The 19,044-nt window shown below is 72.8% G+C and carries 14 protein-coding genes; 8 read left to right on the top strand and 6 right to left on the bottom strand.

Annotation, left to right across the window (positions count from 1 at the left end):
- Positions 1 to 71 precede the first annotated feature (71 nt).
- The 3 genes from UWG_RS0128570 (at position 72) to UWG_RS0128560 (ending at position 6,023) form a co-directional block, all read left to right on the top strand.
- Positions 72 to 917 (top strand): DegV family protein, encoded by an 846-nt coding sequence (locus UWG_RS0128570; RefSeq protein WP_016910619.1) that lies wholly within the window; start codon positions 72 to 74, stop codon positions 915 to 917.
- A 1,066-nt stretch (positions 918 to 1,983) separates the two neighbouring features.
- Positions 1,984 to 3,177 carry a ComEA family DNA-binding protein gene (locus tag UWG_RS33440; protein ID WP_237720312.1) on the top strand — a complete coding sequence of 398 codons (1,194 nt, stop codon included), beginning with the start codon at positions 1,984 to 1,986 and terminating at the stop codon, positions 3,175 to 3,177.
- A 287-nt stretch (positions 3,178 to 3,464) separates the two neighbouring features.
- Positions 3,465 to 6,023 (top strand): ComEC/Rec2 family competence protein, encoded by a 2,559-nt coding sequence (locus UWG_RS0128560; RefSeq protein ID WP_016910617.1) that lies wholly within the window; start codon positions 3,465 to 3,467, stop codon positions 6,021 to 6,023.
- Positions 6,024 to 6,615: 592 nt separating this feature from the next.
- On the opposite strand, the gene UWG_RS0128555 is transcribed toward UWG_RS0128560, so the two are convergent.
- Both UWG_RS0128555 and UWG_RS0128550 read right to left on the bottom strand, forming a co-directional pair.
- Positions 6,616 to 7,005 (bottom strand): nucleotide pyrophosphohydrolase, encoded by a 390-nt coding sequence (locus UWG_RS0128555; protein ID WP_016910616.1) that lies wholly within the window; start codon positions 7,003 to 7,005, stop codon positions 6,616 to 6,618.
- 95 nt (positions 7,006 to 7,100) lie between these two features.
- A complete protein-coding gene (locus UWG_RS0128550; RefSeq protein WP_016910615.1) occupies positions 7,101 to 7,346 on the bottom strand; it encodes a hypothetical protein in 246 nt (81 codons plus the stop codon).
- A 40-nt stretch (positions 7,347 to 7,386) separates the two neighbouring features.
- Here UWG_RS0128550 and holA point away from each other — a divergent pair, with 40 nt between their 5' ends.
- Positions 7,387 to 8,388, top strand: a complete 1,002-nt coding sequence (holA, locus tag UWG_RS0128545; RefSeq protein WP_016910614.1) for a DNA polymerase III subunit delta — start codon at positions 7,387 to 7,389, stop codon at positions 8,386 to 8,388.
- A 656-nt stretch (positions 8,389 to 9,044) separates the two neighbouring features.
- On the opposite strand, the gene rpsT is transcribed toward holA, so the two are convergent.
- A complete protein-coding gene (gene rpsT, locus UWG_RS0128540; RefSeq protein ID WP_016910613.1) occupies positions 9,045 to 9,311 on the bottom strand; it encodes a 30S ribosomal protein S20 in 267 nt (88 codons plus the stop codon).
- A 362-nt stretch (positions 9,312 to 9,673) separates the two neighbouring features.
- On the opposite strand from rpsT, the gene lepA reads away from it, so the two are divergent.
- Positions 9,674 to 11,548 (top strand): translation elongation factor 4, encoded by a 1,875-nt coding sequence (gene lepA, locus UWG_RS0128535; protein WP_016910612.1) that lies wholly within the window; start codon positions 9,674 to 9,676, stop codon positions 11,546 to 11,548.
- A 192-nt stretch (positions 11,549 to 11,740) separates the two neighbouring features.
- The gene (locus tag UWG_RS0128530) at positions 11,741 to 13,630 is read left to right on the top strand and encodes an AMP-dependent synthetase/ligase (protein WP_016910611.1); all 1,890 of its coding nucleotides are present in this window, start codon (positions 11,741 to 11,743) and stop codon (positions 13,628 to 13,630) included.
- A 15-nt stretch (positions 13,631 to 13,645) separates the two neighbouring features.
- Here the strand turns inward: UWG_RS0128530 and hemW are convergent, their stop codons facing one another.
- From hemW to UWG_RS0128515, 3 genes are all read right to left on the bottom strand, one after another.
- The gene (gene hemW, locus UWG_RS0128525; RefSeq protein WP_016910610.1) at positions 13,646 to 14,878 is read right to left on the bottom strand and encodes a radical SAM family heme chaperone HemW; all 1,233 of its coding nucleotides are present in this window, start codon (positions 14,876 to 14,878) and stop codon (positions 13,646 to 13,648) included.
- Positions 14,879 to 14,926: 48 nt separating this feature from the next.
- Positions 14,927 to 15,754: a DUF3097 domain-containing protein gene (locus UWG_RS0128520; RefSeq protein ID WP_016910609.1), complete on the bottom strand. Its 828-nt coding sequence runs from the start codon at positions 15,752 to 15,754 to the stop codon at positions 14,927 to 14,929.
- A gap of 167 nt (positions 15,755 to 15,921) precedes the next feature.
- A complete protein-coding gene (locus tag UWG_RS0128515) occupies positions 15,922 to 16,665 on the bottom strand; it encodes an MBL fold metallo-hydrolase (RefSeq protein WP_016910608.1) in 744 nt (247 codons plus the stop codon).
- A gap of 206 nt (positions 16,666 to 16,871) precedes the next feature.
- Here UWG_RS0128515 and hrcA point away from each other — a divergent pair, with 206 nt between their 5' ends.
- Together hrcA and dnaJ are read left to right on the top strand one after the other, a co-directional pair.
- The gene (gene hrcA / locus UWG_RS0128510; RefSeq protein ID WP_016910607.1) at positions 16,872 to 17,888 is read left to right on the top strand and encodes a heat-inducible transcriptional repressor HrcA; all 1,017 of its coding nucleotides are present in this window, start codon (positions 16,872 to 16,874) and stop codon (positions 17,886 to 17,888) included.
- Complete coding sequence (gene dnaJ / locus UWG_RS0128505) at positions 17,889 to 19,022, top strand: molecular chaperone DnaJ (protein WP_016910606.1); 1,134 nt, start codon at positions 17,889 to 17,891, stop codon at positions 19,020 to 19,022.
- The last annotated feature ends 22 nt before the right edge of the window (positions 19,023 to 19,044 follow it).

The raw sequence follows: 19,044 nt of genomic DNA, 5'->3' as shown, positions 1-19,044 counted from the left end.
TGCTGCTCGTCGGCGGTTCGGCGTCCGGGCCGGGGCGCTGCTCGGCGGTCCGGGCAGATAGCCTCGGGCGCATGTCCCGCCATGTCGCGATCGTCACGGACTCCACGGCCTATCTACCGACGGAGGCGCTGCTCCGGCACCGTATCCGTGCCGTCCCGCTGATGGTCGTCGTCGACGGCGAGGTACTGGAGGAGGGCACGGAGATCTCGGCGCCCGCGCTCGCCGCCGCGCTCAAGGAGCACCGACCCGTCACGACGTCGCGGCCGGGGCCCGAGCAGTTCGCCGCCGTCTACCGGGAGGCGGCCGAGGCCGGTGCGGAGGGCGTCGTCTCGCTCCACCTCTCGGCCGAGTTCTCCGGTACCTACGATGCGGCGGTCGTCGCAGGCAGGGAGGCGCCCCTGCCGGTCCACGTCGTCGACACGGGGGGCGTGGCGATGGCGCTCGGCTTCTGCGCGCTCGCGGCTGCCGACGCCGCCGAGTCGGGCGCGGGCGCGGAAGAGGCAGTGGCAGCGGCGCGGAAGCAGGCGGAGCGGACGCAGGCGTACTTCTACGTCGACACCCTCGACTACCTGCGCAGGGGAGGGCGGATCGGTGCTGCGCAGGCGCTGCTCGGCTCGGCTCTCGCGGTCAAGCCGCTGCTGCGGCTGAGCGAGGGTGGAATCGGGCTCCTGGAGAAGGTCAGGACGGCCGGGAAGGGGCTCCTTCGTCTTGAGGAGATCGCCCTGGAGGCTGCCGGAGCGGGGAGCGTCGACCTGGCGGTGCACCACCTCGCCGCACCGGAGCGTGCCGAGCGGCTCGCGGAGAGCCTCGCCGAACGGGTGCCGGGTGTGGGGGAGATGCACGTCAGCGAGGTGGGCGCGGTGATCGGGGCGCACACGGGGCCCGGGCTCGTCGGTGTGGTCGTCGCGCCGAAGTGAGCGCGGTTTTTCACTCTCGAGGATGAGTGAGTTCTCCCCAACTCGCGGGTTTTCCACAGAAACAGAGCAAGATCCACTTTTCTGTCGCGGCGTCTTTAGCGTCTGTCGGCATGAACTCCAGGACACATCACCGCCGTCATCGACCCCGCCGCCCGCACGCTCTGCAACGAGCCCGGGTGCGCGACACCTCTCGCGACCGTTCCGCAGATCCCGACCGTTCCGTTGAGAGCGGGGTCGCCGCCCTGCGTGCTGAACGGAGGCGGAAGCGCACGTCCGAACCGGCACCGGAGATGGGGCGGCGTGCGGGGGCGCTGTTCGCTGCCGGGGTGGATCCGCGTGGGCGGCTGGTGAGTCGCCGGACGCCGGCGGGTCGGGTGCGGCGTCGAGGGCCGGTGAGTCCGGTGGGGGCTCGGGGGAGGTGGTGTCGTCTCAACCAGCGGATCGGTCCGGCGCGTTGGGGACGGCTGAGGGCGGTGAGGCGTCGGGTGCCCGTGAGGGTTTGAGCAGCGGTGCGAGTGACGGGCTGCGAGGGGGATTTGGGGATGCGTCCGGAGGTGGCGGGTCGTCGGGGGGCGTCGGGTCGTCCGATGCTTCCGTGGATACCGCGGTGTCGGGTGTTGTCGTGTCGGGCGGGGGATCTGCGCGCGCCGTAGCACCGCGGGGCGGGGTCGGGAGCTCCTCGGCGTCCGGTGGTGAGGGCCGTAGGGGGAGGGCGGTATCCGGTGAGGCGATGGGCGCTCGCGGTCTGCCTCCGTGTGAGGCGGACTCGTTGCTCGACGGACTGGCCGCGCTGCGCGGCGTCCGGTGGGTGCGGCGTCGGGTCTCTTCTGCCGTCGGGGAGTTGACGCCTGTTCCTCCTGCGGGGCTCGCATCTGCAGAGGGCGGGCGTTTGGCGGTTCACGCGGCCCCGACTCGGGACGTCGAGGGCTCGCGGGCGCGGATTGCTGACGGCGTTTCGGCCGGGCTCTTCAGCAAGCGGGGGACATCGAAGGGGTCCGGTGAGGGCCCGGGAGAGGGTGTCGGTTTTCGGCACGGTGTCGCCGGGGCGACGGCGCCAAGTCGACGTGTGCCGATCGAGATTGACGCCGACGGGCACGGACGGGACGAGCACCGGCCACTCGACGGGGAAAGCCCTGTGGGGGAGGAGGAGCCGCAGTCGCACCCCGAGGAGGAGGGCGGGGAGCGGTGGCTCTCGCCCGAGCAGCGGCGTCATGAGGCGGTCGCCGCCGCACGCGCCGCCGTTCGTCGCAGCAAGGCGCGGAACGCCGCGGCCGAGGGCGCGCGTCAGGCGGAAGAGGCCGCTCATCGAGGAGGCGCGGGCCGGGCTCATGTCGGTCCGGGCGCTCGCCGAAACGTCTCCCGGGAGGTCTCCGCGGCGGCAGAGGTGCGCAGCAACCCGGCAGCGCAGAGGGGCAGTCCACATGGAGGTGGCAGCCCCGGCGAGGGCGGCTCCGGCAGGAAAGAGCCGGGCAACTCCCGGCCGCCCGGGGGCGTGCCACGCCTCCTGGCTGAGTCCGAGGCGGCGCAGACGGTGACACTGCCGGCGCCCGCCGGTCTTCGGCGGCTCTCCCTGTGGCTGCGGGTCCGGTGCGGGATGGAGGTGAAGACGGTCGTCGCGGTGGCGGTAGTGCTGCTCGTCGCGGTGGGCTTCGCCGTCCACCACTTCTGGTCGGGACGGCCGCAACCGGTCGCTGCGCCGAGCCGGATGCCCGAGGAACCGGGCGACGGCACTCCGAGCGCGTCACCCGGCTCCGCACCGACGACAGGAGCCGTCGGTGGGCCCAAGGGCGGCTCGTCCTCCGCCGCCGGCGGCGAGGTGACCGTCGATGTCGCGGGCGACGTCAAAAAGCCGGGTCTGCGGACGCTGCCCACGGGATCGCGCGTCGAGGACGCACTCAAAGCCGCCGGAGGTCTCACCCCGGGGGCCGAGACGGAAGGGCTCAACAGAGCTCGCCCACTCGTCGACGGTGAGCAGATCGTCGCCGGAGGGCCGCCGCAGGCCCAGCCAGGGGCCGAGCCGTCCGGGGCCGCGTCGGGGCACGGAGCCGCCCCGGGCGGCGCACCGGGCGCACCGATCAGCCTCGGCTCGGCGACCGCGGAGCAGTTGGAAACCCTTCCCGGGATCGGGCCTGCGCTCGCGCAGCGCATCCTCGACTACCGCGAGCAGCAAGGCGGTTTCGCATCCGTCGAACAGCTCCAGGAGGTCAGCGGCATCGGTGAGCGCCGTTTCGCCGACATCCAGCCCAAGGTCGTGCCGTGACCACCCCGGCGAGGTCTGCCGCTCGGCAGGAGCTTCACCTGCGCCGAAGACCGAGCCCACCGGTCAGCTCGCCGCTTTCGCTCCCTGCGGAGCCCCGCACCCGAGCGAGGGGCCGCATCGGCGAAGGGCGCCGCTGCGTCGCGCAGTCGAGCGCGTTCGGCCCGTCGGTCAGGACCCCGTTCCGGTGCGCCGCGCCGTCCGTACGCGGTCCACCAGTGTGCCGGGGGCGCCGAGTCCGTGGTCAACCTTGTCCTCTCTCGCCTGTCGAGTCCCGAAGCGGAGGAGTCATGGCCGCAGTTCGGCCGCCGCGCGAGCGGGCGCAGGCGCACGCGGCGGCAGCGAACCCGCTCGGTGACTCCGATCCGAGGGAGGAGGGGCCGCCCGACTACCGGTTGGTGCCGCCGGCGCTGTGCGCGTGGGCCGCTGCCGCCGTGGGCCTGGCGGCGCCGGGGAGTTGGGTGGTGGCCGGGGCGTGTGCAGCGGCGGTCGGCGCTGTCCTGCTGCTGGGCGCGGCGGCGCTCGGACGCAGGCGCGGGCTGCTCGTCGGCACGGCGATGGCGGGGCTCGCAGCCGCCGCGGCCGGCACCGGCGCCTGGCTCCACGCGGCCGATCTCCACAGAGGCCCGCTGCCGGAACTGGCGGAGCGGCACGCACGTGTCACCGTCGAGGCGACGGTGACGGCCGACCCGAGGGCCACCGAACCCAAAGTCCGCGGAGCGGAGGAGACTTCGGGTTTCCTCGTCGTCCCCGCGGAGGTGCGGCGCGTCGAAGGGCGCGGCTCATCGGCCACCTCCGTGCGCTCCCCTGTCCTTCTGGTGGTCGCACGAGAGCGGGTCGACGCGGAGGACGGCGCCAACGCGCGGGGCGAACAGGCACGCGGAGCGGACGCGGCATGGCTGAGCGTGCTTCCGTCCACCGGCGTCCGCGTCCACGCGGAGGCGGTGCCGGCCCAATCCGACGGCAAAGGAGGCAGGGACCTCGCCGCCGTCCTTCGGGTGCGCCCCGGCGCGCCGCAAGTCGTGCGCGAACCCAGCGCGGTGCAGCGGGCCGCCGGGCACCTGCGCACGGGGCTCCGCGAGGCGAGTTCCGGCCTGGACGGAGACGCCCGCGGATTGTTGCCGGGGCTCGTCGTGGGCGATACGTCCCGGCTCGATCCGGCGCTCGAAGAGGACTTTCGCACCACGGACATGACACACCTCCTCGCCGTCAGCGGCTCGAACCTCACGGTGATGCTGGTGCTGCTGATCGGCAGGCCGTCCTCGGCGGGCACCGCCGAACGCGGCGGTCTCGCACCGCAGTTCGGTATTTCGCTGCGGCAGACGGCCGGGTGCGCGGGGCTGCTGACGCTCGGGTTCGTCGTCGTCTGCCGACCCGATCCGAGCGTGCTGCGCGCCGCCGCGTGCGGACTCGTCGCCGTGCTCGCCATCGCCACGGGGCGCCGCAGGTCGCTGCTGCCGGCGCTCGCCGCCGCAGTCCTCCTGCTCGTGCTCTACGACCCCTGGCTGGCCCGGGACTTCGGCTTCCTCCTCTCGGTCCTCGCAACGGCCTCCCTCCTCACGGTCGCGCCCGGCTGGAGCGCCGCCCTGCACAGGCGAGGCGTTCCGCACCGCCTCGCCGAAGCGCTCGCCGCCTCCGCTGCGGCGCAGCTCGCGTGCGCCCCGGTGGTTGCGGTGCTCGCCGCACACCTCAGTCTCGTGGCCGTCCCGTGCAACCTGCTCGCCGAGTTCGCGGTGGCGCCCGCCACTGTGCTCGGGTTCGCGACGCTTGCGTTCGCTCCGCTGCTCCCGTCTGTCGCCGAGACATGTGCGTGGCTCGCCAGTTGGCCGACCGAGGCGATCGCCGTGATCGCCCGTGCCGGGGCCTCACTTCCGGGTGCCGAGATCGACTGGCCCGGGAGCTGGGCGGGCGCGCTCCTTCTCGCAGCGGCAACTCTCCTGCTGTGCCTCCTCGTCGGCAGAGTGCCGGTGCTGCGGCGGCGCTGGGCGTGCGCCCTCGGCGCGGGGGTCCTCGTGCTGGCGCTGACGCGTCCTGCCCCTCTCGTCGGGCCGCTCACGGGGTGGCCGCCGGCCGGCTGGGCGCTCGCCGTCTGCGACGTCGGCCAGGGCGACGCCCTCGCGCTCGCCACCGGGCGCCCGGGCGAGGCAGTCGTCGTCGATGCGGGCCCGGACGCGGAAGCTGCCGACGAGTGCCTCCGGGCGCTCGGGGTCACCGCGGTCCCCGCGCTCTTCCTCACGCACTTCCACGCCGACCACGTCTCCGGGCTCTCCGGCGTCCTCCGCGGCCGTGCAGTCCGCGCCGTCCATACCTCTCCGTTCGCCGATCCCCCGGGCCAGGCGGCCGCGGTCCGGCGTACCGCCGCCGACGCCGGTGTCCCGTTGGAGGTGAGCACCGCGGGCGAACGGCGCCGAGTCGCGGACCTGTCGTGGGAGGTGCTCTGGCCGACGCCCGCGCAAGGGGCGGCGCCCGCTCCCTCGGGGCCGAACGACGCCAGCGTCACGCTCCTCGCCCGCACGCGCGGGCTGAGCCTCCTGCTGCCCGGGGACCTCGAACCCGCGGCCCAGCGCCGTCTGTTGACCGAGCACCCGGACCTCCCGCGAGTCGACGTCCTCAAGGTCGCCCATCACGGCTCGCGCTACCAGGAGGCCGCCCTGCTCGACCGCATCCGCCCCCGCGCCGCCCTGGTCAGCGCCGGTTCCGACAACACCTACGGCCACCCGGCGCCCGAGACCCTCCGGGCGCTCGCGGAGCTCGGCGCCGTCGTGGCCCGCACGGACACCCAGGGCGCGTTGGCGGTCACCGGTGCGGAGGGCCGGCCGTCGGTGGTGGCCGAGCGGGGGGAGCGATGAGTACGCGGGCGCCCGACGGTCGCGAGGTGTGCCGCGGCGCTCCCGTTGAGCCCGCGGGGGCGGCGTCTTCGGAAGAGTGGGACCCGTCTGACCGACGCCGCGCCGCCCCGACCGACCAGCCCGAACATCGAGTTGCTCGGCGCTGCGGACCCAGGCAGGCGCCGTCAGCCCGTGGAGCCGTTCTCGTCACCTGCCGTACGCCGTGGATCACCCGAAATGAGTCATGGCACCCGGCGCCGGCCGCATCTCTGCGTTGACACCCACGAGTTACCCGTCGCATCACGCATGTCGGTCCGGACTGCGTACCGCGCAGGCCGAGCCGCCGCCGATCGCCCTGAAGAAGGGGAAGCACGAAGCACGGGCTCAGCAGCACAAAGCCGGCCCGGCTGCGCCGGGGCCCCGCACGTCCGCCCCCGAACCTCGCGAACAACGCAGCAGCGCACCAAGCCGACCGGCGCACCGGCCCCGCGGCCGGCCCCGCGAGAGCCCGTCCGTACGCGGCGCCCGGCCGCACGCCGCCCATGCCCCCGCGACAGTCCGCGGGCCCCAACTCCCCGCCCTCCGCAGGCAATCCGCCGGCCCACCGGCCCACTCATCCCCCCTCCGCTGCGGCCCCGCCTTCCGACTGCTCCCGAAGCCTCGTGTACTTCGACGCGTTCCCCTTGGCGAGCTCGGCCGGGTAGCGGATGCGGTTCAGCGCGACCTTCTGCCGCAGCGCCTCCTCCAGGTCGACGCCCGTGACGTCGGCGAGGCGCAGCAGGTAGGAGAAGACGTCGGCCACCTCCTCCCGGACCGCCTGGGCCCGCCTCGGCTCGGCCATGATCTCCGCGGCCTCCTCGGCGCTGAGCCACTGGAAGAGTTCCACGAGTTCGCCCACCTCGCCGGCGAGCGCCATCGCGAGGTTCTTCGGGTTGTGGAACTGCTCCCAGTCGCGCTCCTTGGCGAACTCCTCCAGGAGCCGCTGGAGTTCAGTGTTGCTCATGGCAAAGACCTACCAGGTGGCGGCCGCGCCCCGCCAAGCCGGGACGCTCCCGGAAAGCCCGCCCGATGCGGCGACGCCGGGGTGGCCGCCGGGCGTCAGTCGCGCTCCAGCCACCCTTCGCGCTCCGTCGCCAGCGCATCGAGGATCTCGGGCGGGTGAATGCCCTCGGGGTCCTCCAGGACCACGAGCCACTGGGCGTCCTCGGCGTCGTCCTCTCCGGCGAGGGCGTCGCGGACCAACTGCGGCTCCTCGTCGAGGTCGAAGCGGAGACGGAGCTCCTCCGCGACCTCCTCCGCCGCCTCGCGGTCGGGAAGCACCAGGAGATGTCGTACGTCGCTCACCCGGCCATTCTGTCAGCGCCCCGTGGGATGCTGGGAGGCGATGGCAAGCACCCGTGAGAGCCGCAAGAAGCAGCCGGCCGACGACCTCCTCGCCCCTGTCACGCTCGCCGTGGGCCAGGAGGAGCTCCTCGTCGACCGGGCCGTCCAGCAGGTGGTCAAGGCGGCGAAGGAGAGCGACCCGGAGACCGACGTGCGCGATCTCCAGGCTTCCGACGTGTCGCCCGGAACCCTCGCGGAGCTCACCAGCCCGTCGCTCTTCGCGGAGCGGAAAGTGATCGTCGTGCGGGCGGCGCAGGACCTCGCCGCAGATTCGATCAAGGACGTCAAGGCGTATCTCCCGTCCCCGGCCGAGGAGGTCGTCCTCGTCCTCGCGCATGCGGGTGGCGCCAAGGGCAAGGGCCTCCTGGAGGCGGCGCGCAAGGCCGGCGCACGCGAGGTCGCCTGCGCCAAGGTGACGAAGCCCGCCGAGCGCGTCCAGTTCGTCCGCGGCGAGTTCCGCACCCTCGGCCGCTCGGCCACCCCCGAGGCGAGCCAGGCCCTCGTCGACGCCGTCGGCAGTGATCTGCGCGAACTCGCCTCCGCCTGCGCCCAGTTGGCCGCCGACGTCGAGGGCACGATCGACGACGCCGTCGTCGGCCGGTACTACACGGGCCGCGCCGAGGCGTCGAGCTTCACCGTCGCCGACCGTGCGGTGGAGGGCAAGGCGGCCGAGGCGCTGGAGACGCTGCGCTGGGCCGTCAACACCGGTGTCGCCCCCGTGATGATCACCAGCGCCCTCGCCCAGGGGGTCCGCGCCATAGGCAAGATCGCCTCGGCGCCGCGCGGGGCGCGTCCCGGCGACCTCGCGAGGGAGCTGGGGATGCCGCCCTGGAAGGTCGACCGGGTCCGTCAGCAGTCCCGCACCTGGACCCCCGACGGCGTCGCGGTGGCGCTGCGCGCCGTGGCCGAGGCGGACGCCGCGGTGAAGGGCGGCGGTCGCGATCCGGAGTACGCGCTGGAGAAAGCGGTCGTCACAGTGGCGCAGGCGGCCCGCGCACGGTGAGCGGAGGGGCCGGGAAGGCGGCTGCCCGCCCGTTCAGAGCGCCGCCGCGACGCGCGCTCCCTCTCAACCCCGCCTAGTGCAGGCCCAGTGCGTCCTGGCGGCGGGCGAGACGCTGGTGGTGTCCGTCGTCCGGTGTTGTCCGGCGGCGGACGGGGATTGGGGGCCACGTCCGAGAAGCGCACACCGCTGCGGGGCGCCGGCATGCACGGCAGACTGCCCGACGAGCCGTGTCGGCAGACCGGCCGGATCACACTGGGCCGGTTCCACGATCAACCGCGAACGCCGGGCGACTCGTACGTCCGGGCATCCCCGGCCCCGACCGCAGCGCCGCCCACGCCCCGGGGCGTTCACGCCCAAGTGCCCCGAGGGCCGCCGCCCCGGGCGCCACGGCCACCCGCCGACGCCGCCGTCCCCGCGCAGCACTGTGCCCCGGCGGTCGTCGGACCACCGGGGCACTTACGCAGTGTCGTGGCGAACAATACGTACTGTGGTCGCCACCTGCGGACGGGGTAGAGGGCCCGTCAACCGGCCTGCCGCAGACCGTGGTTCGGTCCGGGCGGCGGCGCGGCCCGCAGGGGGCGTTCGTTCCGGGTGCGGAGACGGGAGAGGGCCCGCCTTCCGTCACCGAGGGCCCGTCGAGTGGGCCCGGGGCGGGGTCAGCCCTGGAGGGTGCCGACGCGCTTCGCCAGTGCGGCCTTCTTGTTCGCCGCGTTGTTCTTGTGCAGGACGCCCTTGCTGACGGCCTTGTCGAGCTTGCGGGCGGCGACGCGCTGGGCCTCGGTGGCCTCGGCCAGGTTGCCGGCGTCGACGGCCGCGCGGGTGCGGCGGATCGCGGTGCGCAGCTCCGACTTGACGGCCTTGTTGCGCTGACGAGCCTTCTCGTTGGTCTCGATGCGCTTGATCTGGGACTTGATGTTCGCCACGAATGAGCCTTTACGGGATCGGTTGCTTCGTCTGTCACCCCGTGCCCGTGAGGCCGGGGCCGTGCGAGCTCGCAGCCAGCACCACCGCGGCGGAGCCGACGGGTGCTGTGCAGCGGGGGAGCCCGCCGCCTGCGGCGGGCCGGACTCCGACGGCGTTCCCGACTCCAGCCGCTCGGATCCACCGGAGAACTCCGGGACCGAGGGACCGGCCGAGACGCCAGCAGGCACGGTGCACCACGTTACCAGCAGCCGTTGGGGCCTCCCAAGCCGGTCCCGCAGCCGGGGTCGTGGGAACATGGAGCCCCGAAAGACCGCCCGATGGCATCCCGCCGAGGACCCGACCAGACCCGACAGGACACTGCGTGCCCGCGACCCCTTCGAACGTGCCGGAGCCCAGCCGTACCGATCCGGCGCTGATCCGTAACTTCTGCATCATCGCCCACATCGACCACGGCAAGTCGACGCTCGCCGACCGGATGCTCCAGCTCACCGGAGTCGTCGAGCAACGGCAGATGCGTGCCCAGTACCTCGACCGCATGGACATCGAGCGTGAGCGCGGCATCACGATCAAGTCCCAGGCGGTGCGCATGCCCTGGGCCCCGACGGACGAGACCGACGGCAAGCCCGCGCCGCACATCCTCAACATGATCGACACCCCGGGGCACGTCGACTTCACCTACGAGGTCTCGCGCTCCCTCGCGGCGTGCGAGGGGTGCATCCTGCTCGTCGACGCGGCGCAGGGGATCGAGGCGCAGACGCTCGCCAACCTCTACCTGGCGATGGAGCACGACCTCGTCATCATCCCCGTGCTCAACAAGATCGATCTGCCCGCGGCCCAGCCCGAGAAGTACGCCGCCGAGCTCGCGCACCTCATCGGCTGCGAGGTCGACGAGGTCCTGAAGGTCTCGGCGAAGACGGGCGAGGGCGTCGAGACCCTCCTCGACGAGGTCGTGCGCCAGACCCCGCCGCCCGTCGGCACGGCCGACTCCCCCGCCCGCGCGATGATCTTCGACTCGGTCTACGACGCGTACCGCGGCGTCGTCACCTACATCAAGGTCGTCGACGGCAAGCTCAACCGGCGCGAGCGCATCCGCATGATGTCGACGGGCGCCGCTCACGAGCTGCTGGAGATCGGCACCAACTCACCGGAGATGAAGGCGGCGGACGGCCTCGGCGTCGGCGAGGTCGGCTACCTCATCACCGGCGTGAAGGACGTCCGCCAGTCCAAGGTCGGCGACACGGTCACGCAGCTCGCCAAGGGCGCGGAGGCGCCCCTGCCCGGCTACAAGGACCCCAAGCCGATGGTCTTCTCCGGCCTCTATCCGCTCGACGGCTCGGACTACCCGGAGCTGCGGGACGCCCTCGACAAGCTGCTCCTCAACGACGCGGCGCTCACCTACGAGCCGGAGACCTCCGCCGCGCTCGGCTTCGGCTTCCGCGTCGGGTTCCTTGGCCTGCTGCACCTGGAGGTGATCAGGGAGCGCCTGGAGCGGGAGTTCGGCCTCGACCTCATCGCCACGGCCCCGAACGTCGTCTACCAGGTGCGGATGGAGGACGGCACCGAGTACGAGGTGACCAACCCGAGCGAGTTCCCCACGGGCAAGATCGACGAGGTGAGCGAGCCGGTGGTCCGTGCGACGCTCATCGCGCCCAGCGAGTACGTCGGCGCGATCATGGAGCTCTGCCAGTCGCGCCGCGGCAGCCTCCAGGGGATGGACTACCTCTCGGAGGACCGCGTCGAGCTGCGGTACACGCTGCCGCTCGCCGAGATCGTCTTCGACTTCTTCGACTCGCTGAAGTCGAAGACCCGCGGCTACGCCTCCCTCGACTACGAGACGACGGGTGAGCAGATCGCCGACCTCGTCAAGGTCGACGTCCTCCTGCACGGGGACAAGGTCGACGCCTTCTCCGCGATCGTCCACAAGGACAAGGCGTACGCGTACGGCACCCGCATGGCGACGAAGCTGCGGGAGCTCATCCCGCGCCAGCAGTTCGAGGTGCCCATCCAGGCCGCCATCGGTTCGCGGATCATCGCCCGCGAGACGGTCCGCGCGATCCGCAAGGACGTCCTCTCCAAGTGCTACGGCGGCGACATCTCCCGTAAGCGCAAGCTGCTGGAGAAGCAGAAGGAGGGCAAGAAGCGGATGAAGATGGTCGGCCGGGTCGAGGTGCCGCAGGAGGCGTTCATCGCCGCGCTCTCCACCGACGACGGCGGGGGCGAGAAGGCGAAGAAGTAGGGCGCCACCGGTGCTTTCCCTCAACTTTCCCGCCGCGGGGGAGAGTCCGACTCCGGGCCGTGTGAACACTCCGTAGTGGTTATGGATACCGTCGGCAGCCCCCTTACGTAAGGGGGCTGCCGCCCTTAGTCTGATCACTGCTCAGTAGTTACTCGTGAGTTACCAAGCCCGGTGCGGGCCCCGGAGGTTGCCGTGAGCGACACGCAGTCCCTGATCGAAAACCGGCCGCCCTCCGTGGCGTCGCTGTTCCTGGAGCGGGTCGAGGCCACGCCGGACCGCGAGGCGTATCGCTACCCCGTGCCGCCCGCCTCCGGTGAGGGACCCGACGACTGGGGCTCGTACACCTGGCAGCAGGCGGCCGACCGTGTCTTCGCGATAGCGGCCGGGCTCATGGCGCTCGGCGTGCGCCCGGAGGAGCGGGTCGGCATCGCCTCCTCGACGCGGGTCGAGTGGGTCCTCTCCGACCTCGGCATCCTGTGCGCGGGCGCCGCGACCACCACCGTCTACCCCTCCACCAACGAGGAGGAGACACTCTTCATCCTCGCCGACTCCGAGAGCCGGGTGCTCATCGCGGAGAACGACGAGCAGGTCGCGAAGGTCCGGGCGCATCGCGCCGAGCTCCCCGAACTCGCCCACGTCGTCCTCCTCGACGGCGAACCCGCGAGCGGCGCGGGCGACCCCGAAGGCTGGGTGCTCACCTTCGAGGAGCTCCAACGCCGCGGCCGCGAGCATCTGGAGCGCCACCCGGAGGCGGTCAAGCAGACCGTGTCGGCCCTCCGCGCCGACCAGTTGGCGACGCTGATCTACACCTCGGGCACCACGGGCCGCCCGAAGGGCGTCCGCCTCCCGCACGACTGCTGGTCCTACATGGCGAAGGCGATCGCGCAGAGCGGCCTCGTCACCACCGACGACGTCCAGTACCTCTGGCTGCCGCTCGCCCACGTCTTCGGCAAGGTCCTCACCGCGGGCCAGATCGAGCTGGGGCACGTCACCGCCGTCGACGGCCGTGTCGACAAGATCATCGAGAACCTTCCGGTGGTGCAGCCGACCTACATGGCGGGCGTGCCGCGGATCTTCGAGAAGGTCTACAACGGCATCGCAGCGAAGGCGAAGGCCGGCGGTGCGGCGAAGTACAAGATCTTCCAGTGGGCGGCGGGCGTCGCCCGCGAGTACGCGAAGGTGACGCAGGAGAACTTCCGCCGCACCGGCACCGCCTCGGCCCCCGCGGGGTTGCGCGCCAAGCACGCCGTCGCCGACCGGCTCGTCTACGCCCAGATCCGCGAGGCGTTCGGCGGCAACCTGCGCGCCTGCGTCTCGGGTTCGGCCGCGCTCGCGCCGGAGATCGGCTACTTCTTCGCCGGCGCGGGCGTGCACATCCTGGAGGGGTACGGCCTCACGGAGTCGAGCGCGGCGAGCTTCGTCAACCCGGGCGAGGCGTACCGCACCGGCACCGTCGGCAAGCCGTTCCCCGGCACCGAGGTGCGCATCGCCGAGGACGGCGAGGTCCTGCTCCGCGGGCCCGGCATCATGGAGGGCTACAACGGGCTGCCGGAGAAGACGGCCGAAGTGCTGGAGGAGGACGGCTGGTTCCACACCGGCGACATCGGCGAGCTCTCGGACGACGGCTACCTGCGCATCACCGACCGCAAGAAGGACCTGATCAAGACGTCGGGCGGCAAGTACATCGCCCCCGCCGAGGTGGAGAACAGCTTCAAGGCGCTCTGCCCGTACGTCTCCAACATCCTCGTCCACGGCGCCGACCGGAACTTCTGCACCGCCCTGATCGCCCTCGACGAGCCCTCCCTCCAGGCGTGGGCCGACGAGCAGGAGGACCTCAAGGGCCGCCCGTACGAGGAGGTCGTCACCTCCGAGCAGGTGCGCACGCTCATCGCCGGCTACGTCGACGAGCTCAACTCCGGCCTCCAGCGCTGGGAGACGGTGAAGAAGTTCCGCGTGCTGCCGCGCGACCTCGACATCGAACACGGCGAGCTCACCCCGAGCCTCAAGCTCAAGCGGCCCGTCGTGGAGCGGGAGTTCCAGCACCTCATCGAGGAGATGTACGAGGGGACGCGCGCCGCCTGACGCGGGCGCCCCGGCTCAGTCCACGAGGTCCCGCACGACGGCGTCGGCGAGGAGCCGCCCCCGCAGCGTCAGCACCGCGCGCCCCCGCGCGAAGGCGTCCCGATCCAGCAGGCCGTCCTCCGCGGCAGCGGCGGCGGCCTTCGCGCCCGCGGGCGCGAGGAGTTCGAGCGGACACCCCTCGGAGAGCCGCAGCTCCAGCAGGACGCGCTCTACTCTGCGGTCCTCGGCCGTGAGCACCTCGCGTCCTGCACCGGGGGAGCGCCCGTCGCCGAGCGCCTGCGCGTAGGCGCCGGGGTGCTTCACGTTCCACCAGCGGACGCCGCCGACGTGGCTGTGGGCGCCCGGGCCCGCGCCCCACCAGTCGGCGCCCGTCCAGTACAGCTCGTTGTGGCGGCAGCGAGAGGGGGCGTCGGCCGCCCAGTTGGAGACCTCGTACCAGCCGAGGCCCGCCGCAGTGAGGCGCTCCTCCGCGAGGAGGTAGCGGTCGGCGTGGATGTCGTCGTCGGTCGGCGGCACTTCGCCGCGGCGTATTTGCGCGGCGAGCCTGGTGCCGTCCTCGACGATGAGCGAGTACGCGGAGATGTGGTCAGGACCCGCGCCGAGCGCGGCGTCGAGGGTCGCCCGCCAGTCGTCGTCGGTCTCGCCCGGGGTGCCGTAGATGAGGTCGAGGTTGACGTGCGCGAAGCCGGCGGCGCGCGCTTCGCCGACGCACTCCTCGGGGCGCCCCGGGGTGTGCCGGCGGTCGAGCACCTGGAGCACGTGCGGGCGTGCGCTCTGCATGCCGAAGGAGATCCGGTTGAACCCCGTCTCGCGGAGCTCGGCGAGGTAGTCCGGGTCGACGGACTCGGGGTTCGCCTCGGTGGTGATCTCGGCGTCCTCGGCGAGCCCGAACTCCTCGCGTACGGCGCCGAGCATCCGCCCCAGGTCGGCAGCGGGCAGCAGCGTCGGCGTCCCGCCGCCGACGAAGACGGTCTGCACCCGGCGCTCGTCGTCGCCCAGCACCCGCCGCGCGAGCCGCACCTCCTCGGCGAGGACCTCGGCGTAGTTCTCGCGCGAGGCGAGCCGGCCGCCGCTGCCGCGCAGCTCCGTCGCCGTGTAGGTGTTGAAGTCGCAGTAGCCGCACCGCGTGGCGCAGTACGGGACGTGCAGGTAGAAGGCGAGGGGGCGGGCGGCGGCGCCGTCGAGCGCGGGCTCGGGCAGGGCGCCGTCGGCGGGCATCGGCTCGCCGTCGGGGAGTGCGGAGGGCATGCCTCCATTGGAACACTGCGCCGGAGCGTCCGGCCCGGGCGCGCTCCCTTACGCGGGCGCCGTGACGAAGTCGATCAGCTCCTCGACCCGGCCGAGCAGCGCCGGCTCCAGGTCGCGGTAGGTGCGGACCGAGCCGAGGATGCGCTGCCAGGCGCGTCCCGTGTGCTCGGGCCAGCCGAGGGCGCGGCAGATGCCCGTCTTCCAGTCCTCGCCGCGCGGCACCGAGGGCCAGGCGCCGATCCCGACCGACGTCGGTTTCACCGCTTCCCAGACGTCGATGTAGGGGTGCCCGACGACGAGCACGTCGTCCCCCGAGACCTCGGCGGCGATCCGCGACTCCTTCGAGCCGGGCACCAGGTGGTCGACGAGGACGCCGAGCCGCGCATCGGGCGCGGGCCCGAACTCCCTCACCACGGCGGGGAGATCGTCGATCCCCTCGAGGTACTCGACGACGACGCCTTCGATCCGCAGGTCGTCCCCCCAGACACGCTCGACCAGCTCCGCGTCGTGCCGGCCCTCGACGTAGAGGCGCCCCGCCCTCGCGACCCGCGCCGGCGCGTCCGGCACCGCGACCGACCCGGAGGCGGTGCGCCGGGGCGCGGACGCGGGTGGGGGCGCGGTGGGGCGTACGAGGGTGACGGTGCGCCCTTCCAGGAGGAAGCCGCGCGGTGCCATGGGGAAGACCCGGTGCTTTCCGAAGCGGTCCTCCAGGGTGACCGTCGGCCCCTCCGCCGTCTTCTCGCAGCGCACGACGGCTCCGCAGAAGCCGGTGGTCACCTCCTCCACGACGAGGTCGGCATCGGCCGGAACCTCCGGCACCTGCCGCTGCCGCTTCCAGGGCGGGGTGAGGTCGGGGCTGTACTCGCGGCTGCGCATGGTCCCTGTTCTCCGTACGCGCGCGGGGGCGCGGGCTGCTCGGGGAGCCGCCGGCACACCGGCGGCTCGCTGCGGACGGGGCGCCTGACGGTCGGCGCCTGTGCCATTCTGCCCCCGCTCCTCGCCCGTACGCCCGCGGGTGCCGCGGCGCACGCGGGGCGCGCCGCTCAGCCGAACCGCCGTGCCAGCGCGTCCCGTTGGGCCGCGACGAACCCGGCGTCGACGACGGCCCCGTGCCCGGGCACGTAGACCGCGCCGGGCCCGCCGAGCCGGAGCAGCCTGTCCAACGCCTCGGGCCACCGCGCCGGTTGCGCGTCCGCCCCCGCCTGGGGCTCGGCAGACTCCTCCACGAGGTCCCCGCAGAACACGACGGAGCGCTCGCCGGCCCCGTGCGGCACGAGGACGGCGAGGTCGTGCGCGGTGTGCCCGGGGCCGACGTCGACGAGGTGCGCCGTGCGCCCGCCGAGGTCGATGGTGAGCCGGTCGGTGACCGTGTGCTCGGGGGCGACGAGCACGTCGACGGCCTCGGCCGCCGCTTCGGCGTCGAGGCCGTGCGCGAGCGCGTCGGAGAGGAGCGCCTCCCGTCCCCGCGCCCCCGGTGCCAGCAGCGCATCGGTCCCGACGGCGCCGTAGACGCGGACGCCCGCGAAGGCGGCGGTGCCGAGGACGTGGTCGAAGTGCGGGTGGGTGAGAGCGACATGGGTCACGCGCGCGCCGAAGAGCGCCGTCACCTCGCGCCGTAGGGCCGCTCCCTCGTGCAGGCTGGAGCCGGTGTCGATGAGCAGCACCCCATCCGCGCCCGCGACGGCACCGACCGTCGCGTCCCAGCCGGGGAGCCTGCGTCTGATCACCGCCGGGCCGAGCGGCTCCCAGGCCGCCCCCTCGGACTCGACCGTGTGCGTCTTCTCCACGCGGACGAAACTACCGGCGCCGCGCAGGAACCGCCCGCCCGGGGAGGACCGCGCGCAACGGGCTCCGCGCGCTCGGCGGGGCCCACCCTTGCCCCGCTCCTGGTGACCCGCCGTACACTGGCCCACGGGGAGTTTGGCACTCCCCCTCGCAGAGTGCCAGGCAGCCGTCGCGGGGCGGAGAGGAAGCGGACGGGAGGTGCGCGGAAATGCTCGGGGAACGCAGGCTTGAGGTGCTGCGCGCGATCGTCCAGGACTACGTCGGCACCCACGAGCCGGTGGGTTCGAAGGCGCTCACGGAACGGCACCACCTCAGGGTCTCGCCGGCCACCGTGCGCAACGACATGGCGGCGCTCGAGGAGGACGGCTACATCGCGCAGCCGCACACCAGCGCGGGGCGCATCCCCACGGACAAGGGATACCGCCTCTTCGTCGACAAGCTCGCCGACGTCAAGCCGCTCTCGCCGCCCGAGCGTCGGGCGATCCAGAACTTCCTCGGCGGCGCGGTCGACCTCGACGACGTCGTCGGCCGCACGGTTCGGCTGCTCGCGCAGCTCACGCAGCAGGTGGCGGTCGTTCAGTACCCCTCGCTCACCCGCTCCACCGTGCGCCACGTCGAGCTGCTCTCGCTGGCGCCCGCGCGGCTGATGCTGGTGCTGATCACCGATACGGGCCGGGTCGAGCAGCGGCTCATCGACTGCCCGACGCCGATCGGCGAGGCGACCCTCGCGGATCTGCGCGCCCGGCTCAACAGCAAGGTCGTCGGCGAGCGGTTCAACGACGTGCCCGGTCTCGTCCAGGACCTCCCCGAGTCCTTCGACGCGGACGACCGCGGCACCGTCTCGGCCGTGGTGGCGACGCTGCTGGAGACGCTCGTGGAGGAGACCGAAGAGCGGCTGATGATCGGCGGCACCGCCAACCTCACCCGCTTCGGGCCCGACTTCCCGCTCACCATCCGTCCGGTGCTGGAGGCGCTGGAGGAACACGTGGTGCTGCTGAAGCTGCTCGGCGAGGCGACCGATTCGGGCATGACGGTCCGGATCGGGCATGAGAACGCTCACGAGGGGCTGAGTTCCACGTCGGTCGTCTCGGTCGGTTACGGTTCGGGCGACGAAGCGGTCGCCAAACTCGGCGTGGTCGGCCCGACTCGCATGGACTACCCCGGAACGATGGGAGCTGTACGCGCAGTGGCACGGTACGTCGGACAGATCCTGGCGGAGTCGTAAGTGGCGACGGACTACTACCAGGTCCTCGGTATCGAGCGCGATGCCTCGCAGGACCAGATCAAGAAGGCGTTCCGCCGGCTCGCGCGCGAGCTGCACCCGGACGTCAACCCGGACCCGAAGACCCAGGAGCGGTTCAAGGAGATCAACACCGCTTACGAGGTCCTCTCCGATCCGCAGAAGAAGCAGGTCTACGACCTCGGCGGGGACCCGACGGGCGGCGCGGCCGCCGGCGGTGCCGGCGGGTTCGGCGGCGGCTTCGGCAACTTCAGCGACATCATGGACGCCTTCTTCGGCACCGCGTCGCAGCGCGGCCCGCGCTCGCGCACCCGCCGCGGGCAGGACGCCATGATCCGGCTGGACATCGACCTGAACGAGTCGGCCTTCGGGACGACGAAGGAGATCCAGGTCGACACCGCCGTCGTCTGCAACACCTGCAACGGCGAGGGCGCGGCCCCCGGCACCTCGGCGCAGACCTGCGACATGTGCCGCGGCCGCGGCGAGGTCTCGCAGGTGACGCGGTCCTTCCTCGGCCAGGTGATGACGTCGCGCCCGTGCCCGCAGTGCCAGGGCTTCGGCACCGTCGTCCCCACCCCGTGCCCGGAGTGCGCGGGCGACGGACGCGTCCGCTCCCGCCGCACCCTGACGGTGAAGATCCCGGCCGGCGTCGACAACGGCACCCGCATCCAGCTCGCGGGCGAGGGCGAGGTCGGCCCCGGCGGCGGCCCGGCGGGCGACCTGTACGTCGAGATCCACGAGAACGCGCATCCGACCTTCCAGCGCCGCGGCGACGACCTGCACTGCACGGTGACCATCCCGATGACGGCCGCCGCACTCGGCACCCAGGTCCCGTTGGAGACGCTCGACGGTACGGAGGAGGTGGACATCCGTCCCGGCACCCAGTCCGGGCAGTCCATCCCGCTCCACGAGCGCGGCGTCACGCACCTGCGGGGCGGCGGCCGCGGCCAGTTGATCGTCCACGTCGAGGTGACGACGCCGACGAAGATGGAGGCCGAGGAGGAGGAGCTGCTGCGGCGCCTGGCGGCGCTCCGCGGCGAGGAGCGGCCGACGGGGCAGTTCCAGCCCGGTCAGCAGGGGCTCTTCTCGCGTCTGAAGGACGCCTTCAACGGCCGCTGAGGGCTTGGGTGTTGACCGCTGC

Origin of the sequence: Streptomyces xiaopingdaonensis, assembly GCF_000262345.1 — a bacterium.
GTDB lineage: Bacteria > Actinomycetota > Actinomycetes > Streptomycetales > Streptomycetaceae > Streptomyces > Streptomyces xiaopingdaonensis.
Note: the sequence above shows the minus strand (reverse complement) of the source record. Positions and strands in the feature narration are given on the sequence as shown.